14 protein-coding genes are annotated in these 18,040 nt (G+C 71.7%); 5 read left to right on the top strand and 9 right to left on the bottom strand.

Annotated features, from left to right (window positions below):
- Nucleotides 1-54: 54 nt before the first annotated feature.
- The 3 genes from FHG89_RS08535 to FHG89_RS08525 all read right to left on the bottom strand — a co-directional run bounded on the left by FHG89_RS08535 (nucleotide 55) and on the right by FHG89_RS08525 (nucleotide 6,092).
- On the bottom strand, nucleotides 55-1,701 hold the full coding sequence (locus tag FHG89_RS08535) for a hypothetical protein (protein ID WP_139583821.1): 1,647 nt from the start codon (nucleotides 1,699-1,701) through the stop codon (nucleotides 55-57).
- 302 nt (nucleotides 1,702-2,003) lie between these two features.
- A complete protein-coding gene (locus tag FHG89_RS08530; protein ID WP_139583820.1) occupies nucleotides 2,004-3,971 on the bottom strand; it encodes a hypothetical protein in 1,968 nt (655 codons plus the stop codon).
- A 639-nt stretch (nucleotides 3,972-4,610) separates the two neighbouring features.
- The gene (locus tag FHG89_RS08525; protein WP_139583819.1) at nucleotides 4,611-6,092 is read right to left on the bottom strand and encodes an aminopeptidase P family protein; all 1,482 of its coding nucleotides are present in this window, start codon (nucleotides 6,090-6,092) and stop codon (nucleotides 4,611-4,613) included.
- 133 nt (nucleotides 6,093-6,225) lie between these two features.
- On the opposite strand from FHG89_RS08525, the gene asnB reads away from it, so the two are divergent.
- Nucleotides 6,226-8,187, top strand: a complete 1,962-nt coding sequence (gene asnB, locus FHG89_RS08520) for an asparagine synthase (glutamine-hydrolyzing) (protein ID WP_139583818.1) — start codon at nucleotides 6,226-6,228, stop codon at nucleotides 8,185-8,187.
- A gap of 77 nt (nucleotides 8,188-8,264) precedes the next feature.
- Here asnB and FHG89_RS08515 read toward each other — a convergent pair whose 3' ends face one another.
- Nucleotides 8,265-9,386, bottom strand: a complete 1,122-nt coding sequence (locus tag FHG89_RS08515) for a lytic polysaccharide monooxygenase (RefSeq protein ID WP_244295270.1) — start codon at nucleotides 9,384-9,386, stop codon at nucleotides 8,265-8,267.
- A gap of 319 nt (nucleotides 9,387-9,705) precedes the next feature.
- Between FHG89_RS08515 and FHG89_RS08510 the strand changes: the two genes are divergently transcribed.
- Together FHG89_RS08510 and FHG89_RS08505 are read left to right on the top strand one after the other, a co-directional pair.
- Entirely contained in the window at nucleotides 9,706-10,851 is a 1,146-nt protein-coding gene (locus FHG89_RS08510; protein WP_139583816.1) for an XdhC family protein, read from the top strand.
- Between the two features lie 97 nt (nucleotides 10,852-10,948).
- Entirely contained in the window at nucleotides 10,949-11,884 is a 936-nt protein-coding gene (locus FHG89_RS08505) for a PfkB family carbohydrate kinase (RefSeq protein WP_139583815.1), read from the top strand.
- Here the strand turns inward: FHG89_RS08505 and FHG89_RS08500 are convergent.
- On the bottom strand, nucleotides 11,881-12,711 hold the full coding sequence (locus FHG89_RS08500; RefSeq protein ID WP_139583814.1) for an MBL fold metallo-hydrolase: 831 nt from the start codon (nucleotides 12,709-12,711) through the stop codon (nucleotides 11,881-11,883). The two genes, FHG89_RS08505 and FHG89_RS08500, sit on opposite strands and share 4 nt — an antisense overlap.
- On the bottom strand, nucleotides 12,708-13,112 hold the full coding sequence (locus FHG89_RS08495) for a thioesterase family protein (protein ID WP_139583813.1): 405 nt from the start codon (nucleotides 13,110-13,112) through the stop codon (nucleotides 12,708-12,710). Before FHG89_RS08495 ends, FHG89_RS08500 begins: the two co-directional genes overlap by 4 nt.
- 127 nt (nucleotides 13,113-13,239) lie before the next feature.
- Here FHG89_RS08495 and FHG89_RS08490 point away from each other — a divergent pair, with 127 nt between their 5' ends.
- A complete protein-coding gene (locus FHG89_RS08490) occupies nucleotides 13,240-14,262 on the top strand; it encodes a phosphatase PAP2 family protein (protein ID WP_244295268.1) in 1,023 nt (340 codons plus the stop codon).
- Nucleotides 14,263-14,270: 8 nt separating this feature from the next.
- Here the strand turns inward: FHG89_RS08490 and FHG89_RS08485 are convergent, their stop codons facing one another.
- From FHG89_RS08485 to FHG89_RS08475, 3 genes are all read right to left on the bottom strand, one after another.
- A complete protein-coding gene (locus tag FHG89_RS08485) occupies nucleotides 14,271-15,668 on the bottom strand; it encodes a PH domain-containing protein (RefSeq protein WP_139583811.1) in 1,398 nt (465 codons plus the stop codon).
- Nucleotides 15,669-15,702: 34 nt separating this feature from the next.
- On the bottom strand, nucleotides 15,703-16,284 hold the full coding sequence (locus FHG89_RS08480; RefSeq protein WP_425280160.1) for a PH domain-containing protein: 582 nt from the start codon (nucleotides 16,282-16,284) through the stop codon (nucleotides 15,703-15,705).
- A 191-nt stretch (nucleotides 16,285-16,475) separates the two neighbouring features.
- Nucleotides 16,476-16,685 carry a hypothetical protein gene (locus tag FHG89_RS08475; RefSeq protein WP_139583810.1) on the bottom strand — a complete coding sequence of 70 codons (210 nt, stop codon included), beginning with the start codon at nucleotides 16,683-16,685 and terminating at the stop codon, nucleotides 16,476-16,478.
- Between the two features lie 241 nt (nucleotides 16,686-16,926).
- Between FHG89_RS08475 and FHG89_RS08470 the strand changes: the two genes are divergently transcribed.
- On the top strand, nucleotides 16,927-18,033 hold the full coding sequence (locus tag FHG89_RS08470; protein WP_139583809.1) for an AAA family ATPase: 1,107 nt from the start codon (nucleotides 16,927-16,929) through the stop codon (nucleotides 18,031-18,033).
- The last annotated feature ends 7 nt before the right edge of the window (nucleotides 18,034-18,040 follow it).

Genomic DNA, 18,040 nt, shown 5'->3' with positions numbered 1-18,040 from the left:
GTCGCGCGGAAGGGGGCCGGTCTCTTGGGTCCTGCTGCTGTCACCCGAGAGTGATCAGGCGAAGCAGTTCTCGATGGTGCCGCCCGGGATGGCCAGGCAGTTCGTCGGACGGTTCGCGGTGATCGCCGACTTGTCGTCCACGTTCACGTAGCCGAAGAAGCTGAAGACACCGCCCGGAGCGAAGGTGGAGAAGTTGTGGGCGACCTTCGTCTTCGACAGGTTGACCTCGCCGAAGATGTTGAAGATGCCGCCGCCGACCCCGATCGGGCCGATGGCCCGGTTGCCGATGACCTCGCTGTCGCGCAGCGTGGTGACGCTGAAGGCGTTGAAGAGCCCGCCGCCGAAGAACCCGGCGGTGTTGTCCTTGATGCTGCTCTTCTCGAACGTGACCGCGCTGTCGAAGGCGATGGCCACACCGCCACCGACACCGGCGGTGCTGTTCTTCTCGACAGTGACGTGGTGCAGGTTCAGCTGGCTGTCCGCCGCCGCCAGACCGCCGCCGGCGAGGACCGCGGTGTTCGAGACGAACTTGGTCTCGTACGCCGTGGTGTTGCCCTCGATGTCGAGGTAGCCGCCGCCGAAGCCCAGGGTCTCGTTGTCGGTGATCTCGGCCTTCTTGAGCTCGACGGTCCCGCCGTCGACGTCGTCCTTGAAGATCCGGGCGGCGCCGTTGGAGATACCTCCACCACCGATGATGGCCGTGTTGTCGGTGATCTTCGACTCCTCGACCTTGAGCAGGCCGGCGTTGAAGACACCGCCACCGAAGAAGAAGGCGGTGTTACGGGTGACGGTGCTGTGCCAGATCTTCGTGGTGCCGAAGTTGGCCACGCCACCGCCGTTGCCGCCGGACTGGTTCAGGACGACCTCGGACTCGATGATCTCGGCGGCGCCGCCCGGCTGGACCAGGATGCCGGCACCGTCGTTGTCGTCCGGCTCCTCAACCAGCGGCGTGACGACGCCCGGCGCCGCCTTCGTCGCGGCCTTCGGCGTCACCTTGGGCGCGGCCTTGAGGCCCGCCTTCGGGTTCGCCTGCCGGGCGCTGAGCGCCTGGTCCAGCGGAACGCCCGCCTTCACCTGCGCGGCGATCGCCTCGGAGTCTGAGTAGGACGCCCAGACGGCCGCCGGCTCGACGGCGTCGTACCGTTCGAGGGTCTGGCCACCCTTGATGGTCAGGCCCTTGATGGTGAGGTGCCCACCGCTGCCGACGTTGAGGATCCGGAAGTAGTCCGCCGTGGCTTCCCGGGCGATCGTCGTGTGCTCACCCTTGAGGGTGATGTTCTCGGTGATCACCGGGAGCCCGTTGCCCTGGTAGTCGTTGCGGGTCAGGTTGTAGGTGCAGCCCTTGGCCAGCTCCAGCACACCGCCGTGCTTGTTGTTGGCGAACACGATCGCCTGGATCAGCTTGTCGGTGTCGCAGGGCACCTCCTTCCCGCGCTCGTGGTCCTTGTCCCGGTCCTTGTCCCGGTCCTTGTCCTTGTCCTTGTCCCAGTCGCGGCCCTCGTCGCCGCGCTGGTCGCCGTCCTTGCTCACCTGCGCGGTGGTCCAGTTCAGGCCGCCCGCACCGGCGCTGCCCGCGACGCCCACCGCCGCGAGACTGACCACGCCCGTCAAACCGGCCACGCCGCTGGCGAGCCAGAGCTTGCGACGACGCTTGGCCGCCGCCCGCCCGGAGGCTTCGTTGTTCGTTAGGTAGTTGGACATCGGAGCTCTCTGCCCTCTCCTCGTACCAGACAGGGTCGCCGCCCTCAGGCGGACGTCCCCTGCTACAAATCGGTTGTAGCTCCCAAAAACAACTTATGAGAATGTTCCTCGCCTCGCGGGCTTATCCGAAAGAACCCCACATTCGGTTCGTAGCGGGTCTGGAGGGGTCGGGAAGCCCTGGTTCAGGACGCGCCCCCCAAGCCGGGCGCAGGGCCGTGAGCAGCCCAAATGGGTACGCCCCTCCGCGCCGAAGACCGGCTCGGAGGGGCGCGCCCTCTATGTGGATCAGCCACCCGTTCCGGTCAGAAGCAACCGGGAACGTTCAGGCAGTTGGTGGGGCGGTTGGCAGACACCGTGGACTCGTCGTCCAGCCGCACGAAGCTGCCGAGGCCGTTGGAGATCCCGCCGGGCGGCCGGGTGGCGAAGTTGTGCGTCACCGTCGTCCGGTGGAGGCTGATCTCGCCGCCGTCCGTGTTGTAGATGCCGCCGCCGCTGCCGAGCGGCCCGATGGCCCGGTTGCCCACCACCTCGCTGTCGCGCAGCGTGGTGACGCTGTCCTCGTTGTAGAGGCCGGCGCCGAAGAAACCGGCGGTGTTGTCCTTGATCGCGGTGTCCTCGATCGTCGCGGTGCTGTCGAAGGCGACCGCCACACCGCCACCCACACCGGCGGTGCTGTTCCTCGCCACCGTGGCCTGCTTGAGGGTGAGCTGGCTGTCGGCCACGGCCACGCCGCCACCCGCGAGGACCGCCGTGTTGTCGGTGACCTTCGTGTCGTGCAACGTCGTGGTGCCCTCGACGTCCAGGACGCCGCCGCCGAAGCCGAGCGTCTCGTTGTCGGTGATCTCGCTCTTGTAGACCCAGACCGCGCCGCCGTCGACATCCTTGGTGAAGATCCGCGCCGCACCGTTGGAGATGCCGCCGCCGCCGATGATCCCGGTGTTGTCCGTGATCTTCGACTCGTCGACCTGGAGCACGCCGGCGTTGAAGATGCCCCCGCCGTAGAAGAAGGCGGTGTTGTGCGCGACGGTGCTCTTGCTGAGCCTGGCGCTGCCGAAGTTCGCCAACCCGCCGCCGTTGCCGCCGGACTGGTTGTAGAGCAGTTCACTGTCCAGGATCTCCGTCCGGCCCCCAGGCTGTACGAGCACCCCGGCACCGTCGTTGAACCCGGGCTCCTCCACCAGTGGCACAACCGGAGCTCCGGTCGTCGCCGCCGTCGGGGCCTGGGCCGTTGCCGCTGCCTGCTCGGCCGCTGAAGTTACTGGCTTCGCCGTAGCCGCTGCCGGCTTGGCTTCCGCTGCCGGCTTGGCGGCGGCTGCCGGCGTGGCTGCCGCTGCCGTGTCGGTCGGTGCCGTCGGCTCCGCCGCCTTGCTTGCCTTGACCGCTTCAGCCTTGGCCGCCGCAGCCTTGGCCGCCGCAGCCTCGGCCGCTGGCTGCTTGGTCGTTGCCGGCTCGGCTGCCGCTGCGGTGGCCGACTCGGTGGTCGCCGCCGGCTTCGCTGCCGTGGCCGTTGCCGGCTGGGCCGCGACGCCCGCAGCGGTGGTGGCCGCCGGCTTGGCCGTCGCCGCGGTGGTCCGGACCGAGGTCGAGTACGGCCCCCAGACCGTCGCCGGCTCCACGGTCTCCACGGTCATTGCCTTCCGGATGGTCTGCCCACCCTTGATGCTCAGGCCCTTGAGGGTGAGTTGCCCGCCCGGGCCGACGTTCAGGATGCGGAAGTAGTCGGCGGTGGCCTCACGACCAATGGTCGTGTGCTCGCCCTTGAGAGTGATGGGCTCGGTGATCACCGGGAGGCCGTTGCCGTCCTGGTTGCGGGTCAGGGTGTACGTGCAGCCCTTGGCCAGCTCCAGCACACCGCCGTCGCCGCTGTTGGCGAAGGTGATCGCCTGGATCAGCTTGTCCGAGTCGCAGGGCACCTGCTTGGTGCGGTCCTTCTCGTCCCGCTTGTCGTCCTTGCCGGCGCGGTCGTCGTAGCTACCCCAGTCGCCGCCGCTCCACTCGTCGTCGTTGCCGCCGTTCTCCTTTCCGCCGTTCTCCTTACCGCCGTCGGCGTTCCCGCCGGCGTCGCTGGCGTTCTGCCGGTTGGTCGACGGCTGGGCGTCGGACACCCGATCGGAGGTGGGTTTGTCGTCCCGTGCGGCCAAGCCACCGAGGGCGGCCAGGCCGACCACCCCGGTCAGGCCGGCGACGCCGGCAACCCACAGGGCCCGTCGTCGTCGTGTCGGCGGAGCCGTCGAGGCCCCGCCGTCGGTACTCGTTACGTCGTTGGACATCAGAGCCTTCCGCCCTTCCTACTACCAGACGGGGTCGCACCGCCCGCAGCGCCACGACCAGCCACAAATCGGTTGCAGCCACTGATGCCCACCGTATGAGAACTATCTTCGCGAGGCGGACGTATCCGAGAAAACCCCGCATATGCCTCAGGTTAGGGCAGGGGCCCCGGTAACCGTCCGGCGCGACAGGAAGGGGCGTGAGCAGCCCAAACGCCAACGCCGTGCTCCTCGCCATTCGGCGTGGGCGCTCGGTGTCGCCGCCGGGAGTGATCGACTCGGGTTCCTGGAAAGCGCGCCTTCCGAGCGGGCCGGAAACCCCGACATCACGGAAGTCGAGTGGATCTTGCCCGGCGGTGGGCGTGATCCACTCCATTGCGCCGATAGCGCTGTATCCCGGCGGCTGGATACCGCAACGTCGGTGATCTGGAGTGGATCAACGCGCCGGCCCATGGCCGGTGGTCCCGCACCCGCCGGCCCGAGTCCAGGTCCAGATCCAGACCCAGGCCCTGGACCTGGACGCAGGTCCAGGCCCAGGGCTCGGGCAACCTGCGGGCACTGGCCCAGGCCGACGTCGAGGCGGCGACCTCCGGGGCTCGGGCTCGGGCCGGGGTTGAGGCCGGGGGAGGGGCGGGGCCTGGGTCAGCCGGGCAGGCGGAGGCCGGCCTCGCGCTGCTCGGCCAGCCAGGTCTCCACCTCGTCGGCGGTGCGCGGCAGCCCGGCCGAGAGGTTCACCGCACCCGTCGCGGTGACCAGCACGTCGTCCTCGATGCGGATGCCGATGCCGCGCAGCTCTGCGGGGACCAGCTCGTCCTCGGGCTGGAAGTACAGACCCGGCTCGACGGTGAGCACGTAGCCCTCGCCCAGGGCGCCGTCGCGGTACGTCTCCTTGCGGGCGTTCGAGCAGTCGTGCACGTCGATGCCGAGCATGTGACCGAAGCCGTGCAGCGTCCAGCGCCGGTAGACCGAGGACTTCTCGTCCATGGCCTCGTCCACGCCTACTGGGAGCAGACCCAGGTCGGACAGGCCCTCGGCGAGCACCCGCATGCAGGTCAGGTGGACGTCCTTGAACTTGACACCGGGCCGGATGGCGTCGATGCCGGCCTGCTGCGAGGCGTACACGATGTCGTAGACCTGGCGCTGCAGGGCGGTGAACCGGCCGTTGACCGGCAGCACCCGGGTCACGTCGGCGGTGTAGAGGTTGCGCCCCTCGACGCCCATGTCCATCAGCAGCAGGTCACCCGGACGGGTGGTGCCGTGGTTGTGCACCCAGTGCAGGATCGTGGCGTGCTCGCCGGCGCCGACGATCGAGCCGTACCCGACGTCGTTGCCGTCGTGCCGGGCGCGCAGGGCGAAGACCCCCTCCAGCAGCCGCTCGGAGACCGCCCGGTCGGCCGGCAGGATCCGGGCCACGTCCTCGAAGCCGCGTACGGTGGCGTCGATCGCGTCCTGGAGTTGGCCGATCTCCCACTCGTCCTTGACCAGCTTCTGCTCCGAGATGGCGATCGCCAGCTCCCGGTCACGGGGCGGCTGCCCCTCGGCGCGGACCCCGTCGTACGGGCGGACGGCAGCGTCGACCTGGGCGTCGAAGCCGCGCAGCACCCGGGTACGCCCCGGTGCCAGGTCGGCCAGCGCCGCCTCCAGGCCGGTCAGGTCGGCGGTGGGAAGCCCCAGCTCGGTGGACTTCTCGCCGATGGTGTGTCGCCGGCCGACCCACAGCTCGCCGTGCCGGCTGCGGAAGAACTCGTCGGTCTCCCGCGAGGAGCGGGGCCGCATGTACAGCGTTGCGTCGTGCCCCGAGCCGTTCGGGCGCAGCACCAGCACGCTGTCCGGGTCGTGGTCGCCGGTCAGGTAGGCGAAGTCGCTGCCCGGCCGGAACGGGTAGGTGGTGTCGTTGGCGCGGACCTTCTCGCCGCCGGTCGGGATGACAAGTGTCTCGCCGGGGAAGGCCGCCGAGAGCGCGGCGCGGCGCTTGGCGTAGTTGGGCGCCTCGGGACGGGGTGTGACCGGGAGTTCGGTGTCCCGCCAGCCCTGCCGCATGAAGGACAGGAACGCCTCCGGGAAGTCCGGATCGTGCGATTCCGTGCCGTCTGTCGGCGTACCGTCGGTGCGTTCCTCGGTCATTGCGCCGCTCCCTCCGCGTCGTTGCTGGTCCCGACGGTACCGCGTGCCCGGTTCGTGTTGGTGGCGGCCGGGAGCGCTCCGGATCGACGGACGGCTGCGACGGGCCGACGGACCGCGTGGAAAGATGACCACCATGTGCGGACTCCTGGCCTTCTTCAGCGCGAACGGCAACGCCGCCGCGCACCGCGACCACATCGCCGGAGCATTGGAATGCCTGCACCACCGCGGCCCCGACGAGACAGGGGTCGAGGTGGTCGGCGACGCCTCCGGCCGGTACGCGGACGGCGTGTTCGCCCACAAGCGGCTCGCCATCATCGACGTCGCGTCGAGTCACGAGCCGCTGCCCTACGCGAACGGCCGTTACCTGCTGACCTTCAACGGTGAGATCTACAACTACATCGAGCTGCGGGACGAGCTCGTCCGGAACTTCGGCGCGCAGTTCGCGACGGCCGGTGACGGTGAGGTGATCGTCGCGGGTTACCACTTCTGGGGCGAGCAGGTGCTCACCCGCCTGCGTGGCATGTTCGCCTTCGTCATCTGGGACCGGCAGGAACGCCGCGCGTTCGGCGCCCGCGACTACTTCGGCATCAAGCCGCTGCACTACCTGGAGACCGCCGACGGCCTCTACCTGGCCTCGGAGAAGAAGGCGCTGCTGCCGTTCGCGCACAGCAACTACCAGGGCGACGCGGGTGTCGACGCGGCCAACCTGAGCCACTACCTGACCCTTCAGTACGTGCCGGAGCCCGGCACGCTGCACAAGGGCATCAGCCGGATCGGCTCGGGGGAGTACCTGACCTGGACGCCGGGCGGGCGGATCGACGTACGCCGGTGGTATCGGCCGGTGTTCCGGCCGGCGCCGGTCGACGACGAGCAGAGGCTCTACCACGAGATCCGGGAGACGCTGCGCGAGAGCGTACGCATGCACATGCGCTCCGACGTGCCGGTCGGGTCGTTCCTGTCCAGCGGCATCGACTCGACCGCGGTCGTCGCGCTGGCCCGCGAGTTCAACCCGAACATCCTCACCTTCACCGTCGGCTACGACGTGCCGGGATATTCGGAGATCGACGTCGCGCAGGAGTCGGCCCGGCACCTGGACGTCACCACCATTCCCACCAAGATCGGTCCGCAGGACATGATCGACGCGCTGCCGAAGATCGTCTGGCACCTCGACGACCCGGTGGCCGACCCGGCGCTGGTACCGCTCTACTTCGTGGCGAAGAAGGCCGCCGAGCACGTCACGGTGGTGCTCTCCGGCGAGGGGGCCGACGAGTTCTTCGGCGGCTACACGATCTACCGGGAGCCGCTGTCGCTCGGCACCGTCAACGGCCTGCCCGGCGGCGTGCAGAAGGGCCTGCGGGCGGTCTCCAAGGCGATCCCGCAGGGGGTCAAGGGCAAGAGCTTCCTGGAGCGCGGCACCACCCCGATCGAGGAGCGCTACTACGGCAACGCCCGGATGTTCACCGAGGAGGAGAAGCAGCACCTGCTGCGCCGCTACGACCCCTCGGTGCGCTACACAGACGTCACCGCCCCGATCTACGCCGAGTGCACCGAGCTGGACGACGTCACCAAGATGCAGTACGTCGACCTCTACACCTGGCTGCGCGGCGACATCCTGGTCAAGGCCGACCGGATCTCGATGTCGCACTCGCTGGAGGTGCGGGTGCCGTTCCTCGACCGCGAGGTGTTCGACGTCGCGGCGAAGATCCCGGTGGACCTGAAGCTGCCGCCGCGCTCGGACGCCACCAAGTACGCGATGCGTCAGGCGTTGCAGGGTGTCGTCCCGCCGGCCATCGTGAACCGCAAGAAGTTGGGCTTCCCGACCCCCACCCGGGTCTGGCTGCGCGGCGAGATGTACGAGTGGGCCCGGCACGTGCTGAGCACCTCGGGGGCCGGTGACCTGCTCGACCTGTCGTACGCGCTGCGGCTGCTCGACGAGCACAAGCGGGAGGAGGCCGACCACTCCCGCAAGGTGTGGACGGTGCTGATCTTCTGCATCTGGCACGCCATCTTCGTGGCGAAGACCCTCGACCCGGGCATCCAGCGCAACCAGTCCGCACTGCTCACGAAGCCGGTCGTCGGGAGCATGGTCCGCTGACCTGTCGATCAAGAGGTTTGCGTCACCGACGTGGTTCCGGATGACGCAAACCTCTTGATCAACTAGGGGAGATCCGGTCAGCGACGGGCGCAGGTGACCGTGGGGAGTCCGTTCGTTCCTGACGCGCTTGCCAGGAAGCCGAACGTCGTGGTGCCTTCCGGCGCGACCGTGCCGTTGTAGGCGACGTTGGTGGCTGTCACCGATGAACCGGACGACGCCTGGGTCGCACCCCAGATCTGACTGATCGACTGCCCGTTGGGCCAGGTCCAGCTCGCGGTCCAGCCGTTGAACGGCGTACTGCCGTGGTTCATGATCGTGACCTCGCCCTGGAATCCGCCCTGCCAGGCGCTGACCACCTTGTAGACCGCCATGCAGTCCCCGCCGGCGGGCGGCGGGGTGGTGGTGGTCGGCGGCGGGTCGGTCGGCCCGGGCGTCGGCGTGGTCGGCGTGGGCGTCGGGGTGGTCGGCGTCGGGGTCGGCGACGTCGTGCCACCCTTGATGCCTGTCACCTGGCCGTTGCCGCCGTCGAACACCACGTCGGAGCAGCCGAAGAAGTTCTCCTGCGAGTCCGAGCGGACCCAGCGGGAGTAGATGATGTGCTGGCCGCTCTTGCCCGACGGCAGGTTGCCGCTGAAGTAGTAGTGCCCGTCGTTGGTGCCGACCGAGCCGCGCTGCGGCGGGTTGGTCACCGTGAGGAACGGCTGCTCCTCCAGGTCACTCCAGGCCAGCGCCCGGGTCGGGCTCCAGCTGTTCTTCGTCACGTAGAAGTAGAAGGTGCCCGGGTGGTGCGCCCAGTTGCTGTACCGGAAGTCCAGCCGCGCACCCGAGGTCAGGTGGGTCAGCGGCCAGTCGGTGCGGGGCAGGTCGTAGCCGCGGTAGCCGGAGTTGCCGCCGCTGCACAGCTGCCCGTCCGGGATGAAGCCGGTGGTGCGACCGCCGGCGTCCGAGCGCAGCACGCTGAACCAGTTGTAGAGCGAGTTCGCCCCGCTCTGCGCCACCGCGGCGGAACACGCGGGGTTGGTGGGCCGGATCTCGCCGGTCTGGCTCAGGCCGTCCTGCCAGCACAGGTAGGTGCGGCTGCCCGGGGTCATCGCGGCGCCGTGCGCGGCGGCCGGCTGTGGGCTCGACGCCAGGGCGACGGCGCCCAGGGCGAGAGTAAGGGCCGCGGTGAGCAGTGCGGCCGTACGGGAACGGTTCACGGGATCTCCTGACTCGCGAGGCGTGCCGCCCGAGCCGCCCCGCCCAATCGGGTGGGATGTGGCGATCACGGCGACGTGCCTGGCCGGAAGCGGCCAATGGACGCGCGCCATCAGTGGTCCTGTCACGGACCGGCGCCCTCGCGTCGAACAACCCGGCAACCGGCGGCGCGGCAGCCCTCGCACCGCCCGGTACGCGCCATCCCACCATGCCGCCCGGCCGGCACGCAATAGCCGGTCCTCGATGTGTCGGACCGCCCGCAGCGCCACGGGCCGCGACATATCCTGCCAAAAAGGAAGAATGGCGGCGGGGAGGTGGCGCGTGCCGGACGTGTTCGACGAGATGCACCGCCGCTGCCGCGCGGGCGAGCCGGTCGCCCTGGCCACCGTCGTCGCCACCTGGCGCTCCGCGCCACAACCACCCGGCGCCGCCATGCTGGTCGCCGCCGACGGCACGGTCACCGGCAGCGTCTCCGGCGGCTGCGTCGAGGCCGACCTGTACGAACGGGCCCGCCGCGTCCTCGACACCGGCGCACCCGAAATGACCCGCTACGGAGTCAGCGACGACGACGCGTACGCCGTGGGGCTGACCTGCGGTGGCGTGCTCGACGTGTTCGTGGAACGGATCGATCCCGGCCACCGCGCCGAGCTGGAGACGGTCGATGCCGCCCGCCGCGCCGGACAGCCGGCGGCGGTGATCACCTGCGTGGCGGCCGACGCCGGCGAGGGCGCGGCCCCGGCCGATCCGGCCCGGCGTCTCGGCCGGCGGCTGGCACTGACCGCCGACCAGGTCACCGGGTCGCTCGGCGACGACCGGCTCGACGACGCCGCCACCACCGACGCCCGCGGGCTGCTCGCCGCCGGACACAGTGGCCTGCTCCGGTACGGCTACCACGGGCAACGCCGAGGCCTCGGCCTCAGCCTCTTCGTGACCGTGTACGCCACACCACCTCGGATGATCGTCTTCGGGGCGATCGACTTCGCCGCCGCCGTGGCCCGGATCGGCGCGTTCCTCGGCTACCGGGTCACCGTCTGCGACGCCCGGCCGGTCTTCGCCACCGCACGGCGGTTCCCCGAGGCGCACGAGGTCGTGGCGCGGTGGCCGCACCGCTACCTGCGTACCGAGCTGGACGCCGGGCGGGTCGACGGACGCACGGCGGTCTGCGTGCTCACCCACGACCCGAGGTTCGACGTGCCGCTGCTGGAGCTGGCGCTGCGCCACCGGCTCGCGTACGTCGGGGCGATGGGCTCGCGACGCACCCACGACGAGCGGCACAAGCTGCTGCGCGAGGCGGGACTCAGCACCGCCCAGCTCGCCCGGCTCGCCTCCCCGATCGGGCTGGACCTCGGTGGTCGTACCCCCGAGGAGACCGCGGTGAGCGTGGCCGCGCAGATCGTCGCGGCCCGGTGGGGCGGGTCCGGCCGGCCGTTGACGGCGCTCGCCGGGCCGATCCACGAGCCGGCGTAGCGCGGCCTTGCGTCGCCTTCCACGCCCGCCGGGCCGCCCTCTGTGCCAGCCTGGTGCGGCGGCCCGGTGGCGGCCCGCGACGAACGGAGGGAGCGGCATGGGATACGCGGTGGTGCTCGGCGAGGCGCTCGTCGACCTGATCGACAGCGAGTGCTACGGCGAACGGGTGTACCGGCAGGCCATCGGTGGCGGCCCGCTCAACGTCGCCGTCGGGGTGGCCCGACTCGGCGGCGCGGCACAGTTCGTCGGCTCGCTGGGCGACGACGTGCTGGCCGGCCGGATCCGCGCGTTCCTGGCCGCCGCCGACGTCGGGCTGGCCGGCGCGGTGACGGCGCCGGCGTCCACCTCGCTGGCCGTGGTCACCCTCGCCGGCCCGGAACCCGACTTCCGCTTCTACGGCGAGCCGCCCTCCTACAGCCTGCTCGGCCCCGACGACCTGGACCTGGCGCTGATGGAGGGCGCCGACGTGCTCTACTGCGGCTCGGTGGTGCTGCTGCGACCCTCCACCCTGGCCGCCGCCCGCCGTGCCTGGTCACTCGCCACCGGCCTGCGGGTCTTCGACCCGAACGTACGGCCCCGGCTGCTGGACGGGCCGGCCGCGCTGGCCGGGCTGCGCGAGGTGGTGGCCGAATTCGCCGCCGGAGCGCACGTGGTGAAGTTGAGCGGCGCCGACGCGCAACTGCTCTACCCGGGCGAGCCGGCCGAGGGGGTGGCCGCGTACCTGCGTGAGTTGGGCGCCGCCACGGTGGTGGTGACGCTAGGGGCGACCGGCGCGGTGCTCGCCGCCGCCGACGCCGACCCGGTCCTCGTGCGGGCGCCCAAGGTCGACGCGATCGACGCCACCGGCGCGGGTGACTCGGTGATGGCCGCGTTGATCGCCGACCTGCTCGTCGACGGCGAACCGACCGACCCGCAGGGCTGGATCGCGCGTGTCGCGTTCGCGCTGCGGGTGGCCGGCCTGGTCTGCGAATCCCCGGGCGGCGCCACCGCCATGCCCACCCGCGCCGACGTCGACCGGCGCTTCGGGACCTAGGCGGTGCCGTCCAGTTCCAGGTAGCCGCGGTTGGCGGCGACCAGGGCGGCGCGGGCGCCGAAGGGGGCCTCGGCGGCCACCCGCTCGGGCGGCGCGCTGCCGGTGTGCGCGGCCCGGATCAGCCAGGCCAACCGCACCAGCTCGGCGTGCTGGGCGCGGACGAAATCGACATCCACCGGGTCGCCGTGGCCCGGCACGACCACCGTACCCGCGGTGGTCAGCCGCAGCAGGTCCGCGACGGCGTCTGGCCACTGCAGGGGGTACGAGTCCTCGAAGGCGGGCGGCCCGCTCTGCTCCACCAGGTCCCCGGCGACCAGCACGTCCGCGTCGGGCACGTGCACCACCAGGTCGGCGTCGGTGTGCCCGTGACCCGGGTGGCGCAGCAGCACCGGCCGGCCACCCAGATCGATCTCCGCCTCGGTGTGCACGGTGTGCGTCGGGGCGAGCAGTGGGGTGGCGGCCAGCTCGGCGGCGAGCGCCGGGTGGTCGTGACGCAGCTCCTCGTACGCCTCCCGGCGCAGCCGCTCCGGCTGCTCCCGCAGGGCCGCGGCGGCGAGGGCGTGCGCGTACACCGGTCGGGGTGGGTCGCCGGCCAGGACGGCGTTGCCGAAGCAGTGGTCGTAGTGGTGGTGGGTGTTCACCACGGTCAGCGGACGATCGGTGACCGCACGGACGGCGTCGCGCAGCTCGGCGGCCTGGGCGGCGGAGGACAGCGTGTCCACCAGCAGCGCCTCGTCGGCCCCGACGACGAGCGTGACGTTGACCCGCAGCAGCGGTTCGCGCCGCACGTACACCCGGTCGGCGACCTCGACGAACCCGGCGGTCACGAGGAACGTCCGGCGCGCTCGACGAAGCGTTGCCGGTCCACCAGGATCCGGTCCACCCGGCCCCGGGCGACCGTCTGATCGCCGTCGCTGACGGTGACCTCGAACGACAGCCGGCGGCCGTCGACGGTCGCCAGCAGCGCCTGCGCCCGGACCGTCCGGCCGACGACCGTGGGCGCCAGGTGTTCCAGCTCGACGCGGGTGCCCACCGTGGTCGACCCGGAGGGCATGCCGATCGCCGTCGCCGCGACGGTGGCCGCCTCGACCAGAGCCAGCACCCGGGGAGTGCCAAGCACCGGTACGTCCCCGGAACCGACCGCCTGGGCGGTGTCCGCGTCACTGACGGTCAACTCGACCTGGGCGGTCAGACCCGGCGCGAAGGCCGGCTCGGGCTGCTCCTGCATGGTCGTCAGCCTAGGTGCTCGTCGGGGCCGCCGAGCACGCGCCCGGTGATCCGGGCGGACCCGCCCGGAACGACCGACGGGTGGTCCCCGTCGGTCGATGCCGTACCCGTCGTTAACCTTGACCGCGATGGCCGTCGTGACAGACCCCCAGCCCCCCGCCCGGACCGACCCGCCCGCGTCGCCCGACGGGGGCCGTCGGCGCGTCGTCGCCATGACGATCTGGGCGGTCGCCTTCGTCGCTGCGTGGCTGGCGATCGGGCTGCCCACCGACCCCGCGTACGCCTTCGTCTGGATCTGGGCGGCGACGATCGCCTGGAACAGCGACCGGCCGTGGCGCAGTCACCTGCGCTTCGCCCGGGACTGGGTGCCGGTGGTGCTGCTGTTCGTCGTCTACAACCTCTCGCGCGGGTTCGCCGACAACGGCGCCACCCCGCACGCGATGGAGCTGATCGTCGCCGACCGGTTCATGTTCGGCTGGGCCACCGGCGGGGAGGTGCCCACCGTCTGGTTGCAGGAGCACCTCTACCGCCCGCAGGTGCACTGGTGGGACGTCGCGGCGAGCTGGGTGTACTTCTCGCACTTCGTGGTGGCGCTGACCGCCGCCGCGGTGCTCTGGCTGCGGGACCGGCACCGCTGGGCCGCGTACATGCGGCGCTGGGGTTTCCTCTGCGCCGCCGGCCTGGTGACCTACTTCCTCTACCCGGCCGCCCCGCCGTGGTGGGCGGCACAGAACGGGCTGCTCACCGAGGTCGCCCGGATCTCCACGCGGGGCTGGAAGGCCTTCGGCATGCACGGCGCCGGCAACGTCCTCAACGCCGGCCAGATCGCCTCGAACCCGGTCGCCGCGATGCCGTCGCTGCACACCGCGTGGGCGCTGTTCGTGGTGCTGTTCTTCCTGACCACCACCCGTCGCCGCTGGTGGCCGCTGCTGCTCGCGTACCCGCTGGCGATGACCTTCACCCTGGTCTACTCGGGTGAGCACTACGTGATCGACGTGCTGGTCGGCTGGGCGTACGTGGGGATGACCTTCCTGGTGGTCGGCCTGGCCGAGCGCGCCTGGACCGCCCGGCGGGCGAACCAGCCACCCCCACCCTCCGACCCCGTCGATCATGAGGTTGTTGCCACCGTCGACGGCGTGTCGAGGCAGTAACTTCATGATCAACGGAGGCGGGCGGCGTGCGCGCGGGCGGTCAGCTCGGCCGCCAGGGCCCACGCCTCCGCCACGTCCCGGTCCTCGGCGGCGGCACCCGCCCCGCCGGCGGTGTCCGCGTGGACGGTGGCCAGCCCCAACCGGCGCTGCACCGGCCCCTGCACCACCCGCACGCTCTGGATCCGGGCGTACGGAACGATCACCAACTGCCGGGTGAGCAGCCCCGAACGGGTCGCGAACACCCGCTCGAACAGGCCCGCGCCGAGCGCGCCCCGGCCCAGTGGGTGCACCCAGCGGGTGCGGGGCGGCGGTGGGGTCAGCGCAAGCGCGTCGAGGCGTACGCCCGGCAGCACCTCGGCCACGATCGTCGCCGCCGTCGGCAGGTCACCCACCGGCAGCAGCCGGTCCGGCCGGTTGCGGTCGTCGGCCTCCGCGAGCGAGTACCCGGCCACCTCCAGCCGCAGCCGCAGCCAGCCCTTCACCCGCCAGAGCAGCGGCCAGGTGGCCCGCACGGTCTGCACCCGCTCCAGCGGCACGGTCTGCGCCCGGGTCTCCAACAGGCCGTTGTGTACGCGCAGCGTGGCGCCGTCGCGGCCCAGCCGGAAGTTCCAGTCGTCGAGGACCCGGCGGATCGGTTGCAGCAGCACACCCGCCATCGCGGTCACCGTGCTGGCCACCGCGACGAACGACCACGACCCGGCGGTGAGGAACTGCACGACGACGAAGGCCACGCCGAACGGGAGCAGGAACGCCTGCGGCGTGAGCAGTTGACTGACCAGCAGGTCCCGGTTGCGTACCGCGTGCAGGGGCCGACCCGGCACGACCGCCGGGGCCGGTCCCGCTGTGGTCGAGGGCACCGCGGCGTCCGGCGCGGACGGCTGGGCCACCCGGCCGGCCAGCGCCAGCAGCCGCTCGCGCAGCCGGGCCGCGTCGGCCACCCCGAGGTACGCCAGCGGCGCCTCGGTCTTGCCCCCACCGACCACCTCCAGCCGCAGCTCGGCCAGGCCGGTGAGCTGGGCGAGCAGCGGCCGGACCACCTCCACGGCCTGCAGACGCTCCAGCGGGATCGCCCGCGTACGCCGCCAGAGCAGCCCCTCGTGCACCCGCAGTTCACGGCCCACCACGTGGTAGCCCGTGTTGTACCAACTGATCACCGACAGCACGGTCGCGCCGAGCGCCAGCACCGCCACCATGGCGGCGAACCACCCGAAGCCGACCCGGGACAGCGTCGACCAGGACAGCCCGGCGATCACCACGACCAGCGACTTGGCGCCGTGCAGCACCGGGCTCAGGGGGTGCAGGCGCTGCCGTGGCTCGGTGTCGACGCCGGGCTGCGGCGGCCAGGAGTGGGGAACGGTGTCGTGCGGCGTCGCGGCGACGGGCGGCTCGGCGGGGTTGTCGCTCATCGGGACTGCCTCCGACGCTGGCCGGCTCGGGGCGTCACAGACCCTCCGCCCGGTCCTCGCCGAGGGCGGTGAGCCGGTCGCGCAGCCGGGACGCCTCCGCCGGGCGTAGCCCCGGCACCCGCGCGTCGCTCGCCGCGGCCGCCGTGTGCAACTGCACGGTGGCCAGGTCGAAGGCGCGTTCCAACGGCCCGGCGCTGACGTCGACGAACTGCATCCGCGAGTACGGGACGATGGAGAGCCGCCGGACCAGCAGCCCGTGCCGGACCAGCAGGTCGTTCTCCCGTTCGGCGTACCCCCAGGCCCGGACGGCGCGGACGATCGCCACGGCACGCCACAGGCCGAGCACCGCGACGACGGCGAGGGCGAGCCCGAACAGCCAGTGGCCGCTCAGCGCCCAGCCGACCGCCGTGACCGCCAGCCCGATGGCCACCACGATCGCCAGCCGGATCAGCTCCACCCAGATCAGGTCCGTGGAGATCGACTGCCACTGGACCGTGTCCGGCCAGGGCTCCAGCGGCCCGCGCCCCACCGGCCCGGGCGGCAGGAGGCCGGGCACCGGCAGGTCGGGCGCGCGGTGATCGGCGGTGGGAGCCGGCCGGTGCCCGGGCGGCGGCAGCGCGCCCGGTGGCAGCGGGGCGGGCGACGGGACGTCGGGCGCGGCGGGTTCCGGGCCGAGCGTGCCGGGTGCCGGGAACGCGCCGGGCGGCGGCTCGACGGCGGGTGGGACGCCCGGAGCGGACGGCCGGGACGGGAAGGTGGGGCCGGGGGAAGCCGGTGGGTCGCCGCTCACATGTCGAGGGTAGGCGATCAGGGCACCGCGGTGACGGCACGCAGGAAGCCGCGAGCGTCCAGGAAGTCGCCGAGACTGCCGCGATGGTCGGCGCAGGCGAGCCAGGTCTTGCGGCGGTCGGCGTCGTGCAGGCGCGGATTGTTCCACTCCAGGGCCCAGACGGCGGCGACGCGGCACCCTCGTGCCGAGCAGACCAGGGGCTCATCGGCCGGGGAGGGGATGCTCATCCTGGCCAGTCTAGGGCGGCGCGACGGAGAGCTTGAGCGCCGGGCGGCCACGGGGGGAGCCGCCCGGCGACGGGGTGAATCGTACACGCGGCGGGCGGGTCCGTGTCCACCCGTGACGGGCGATTCGGCCGCCGAGGACGGCGCGGCGGAAATCGGCTTCTCCCCACCTCGACACTCAGGAAGGCGTGCGAGTCTTGATACCGCACCAGCCGCGACGACCAACAAACGCTGTGGAGGACCGGTGGCCCAGCCGACCACGCCCGACGCTCCGACGCCGAACGGGGCGTCGGCCCCGGAGAAGCCCGCTCCGGTGACGACTCCCGCGCAGGACGCCAGCCTGCTGGAGAAGGCGCTGTTCGAGATCAAACGGGTGATCGTCGGGCAGGACCGGATGGTGGAGCGGATGTTCGTCGCGCTGCTCGCCCGCGGTCACTGCCTGCTCGAAGGTGTGCCCGGGGTGGCCAAGACCCTGGCCGTGGAGACCCTCGCCAAGGTCGTCGGCGGGTCGTTCGCCCGGGTGCAGTTCACCCCGGACCTCGTACCGGCCGACATCATGGGCACCCGGATCTACCGGCAGTCGAGCGAGAAGTTCGACGTGGAGCTGGGCCCGGTCTTCGTCAACTTCCTGCTCGCCGACGAGATCAACCGCGCGCCGGCCAAGGTGCAGTCGGCGCTGCTCGAGGTGATGAGTGAGCGGCAGGTGTCCATCGGTGGGGAGAGCCACCGGGTGCCCGACCCGTTCCTGGTGATGGCCACCCAGAACCCGATCGAGCAGGAGGGCGTCTACCCGCTGCCGGAGGCGCAGCGGGACCGGTTCCTCATGAAGATCGTGGTGGGCTACCCGACCGACGCCGAGGAGCGCGAGATCGTCTACCGGATGGGCGTGGCCGCGCCCGAGCCGACGGCGGTGTTCGACACCCCCGAGCTGATCGCCCTGCAACGCAAGGCCGACCAGGTCTTCGTGCACAACGCGCTTGTCGACTACGCGGTGCGCCTGGTGCTGGCCACCCGCGCCCCGGCCGAACACGGCATGCCGGACGTCGCCCAGCTGATCCAGTACGGGGCCAGCCCGCGCGCCTCGCTCGGGCTGGTCCGGGCCACCCGCGCGTTGGCGCTGCTGCGAGGGCGGGACTACGCCCTGCCGCAGGACGTGCAGGACATCGCCCCGGACATCCTGCGGCACCGGTTGGTGCTCAGCTACGACGCGCTCGCCGACGACGTGCCGGCCGACCACATCGTGCACCGGGTGATGTCCACCATCCCGCTGCCGGCGGTCGCTCCCCGCCAGCAGGCCACCCCGTCGACCGCCCCGCCGCCGGGCGCCGGCTGGCCCGGGCAGCGCCCGTGACCTCACC

Origin of the sequence: Micromonospora orduensis, from assembly GCF_006228125.1 — a bacterium.
Taxonomy (GTDB): Bacteria; Actinomycetota; Actinomycetes; order Mycobacteriales; family Micromonosporaceae; genus Micromonospora; species Micromonospora orduensis.
The sequence above is the reverse complement of the archived record's forward strand: the minus strand, read 5'-3'. Positions and strand labels throughout refer to the sequence as shown.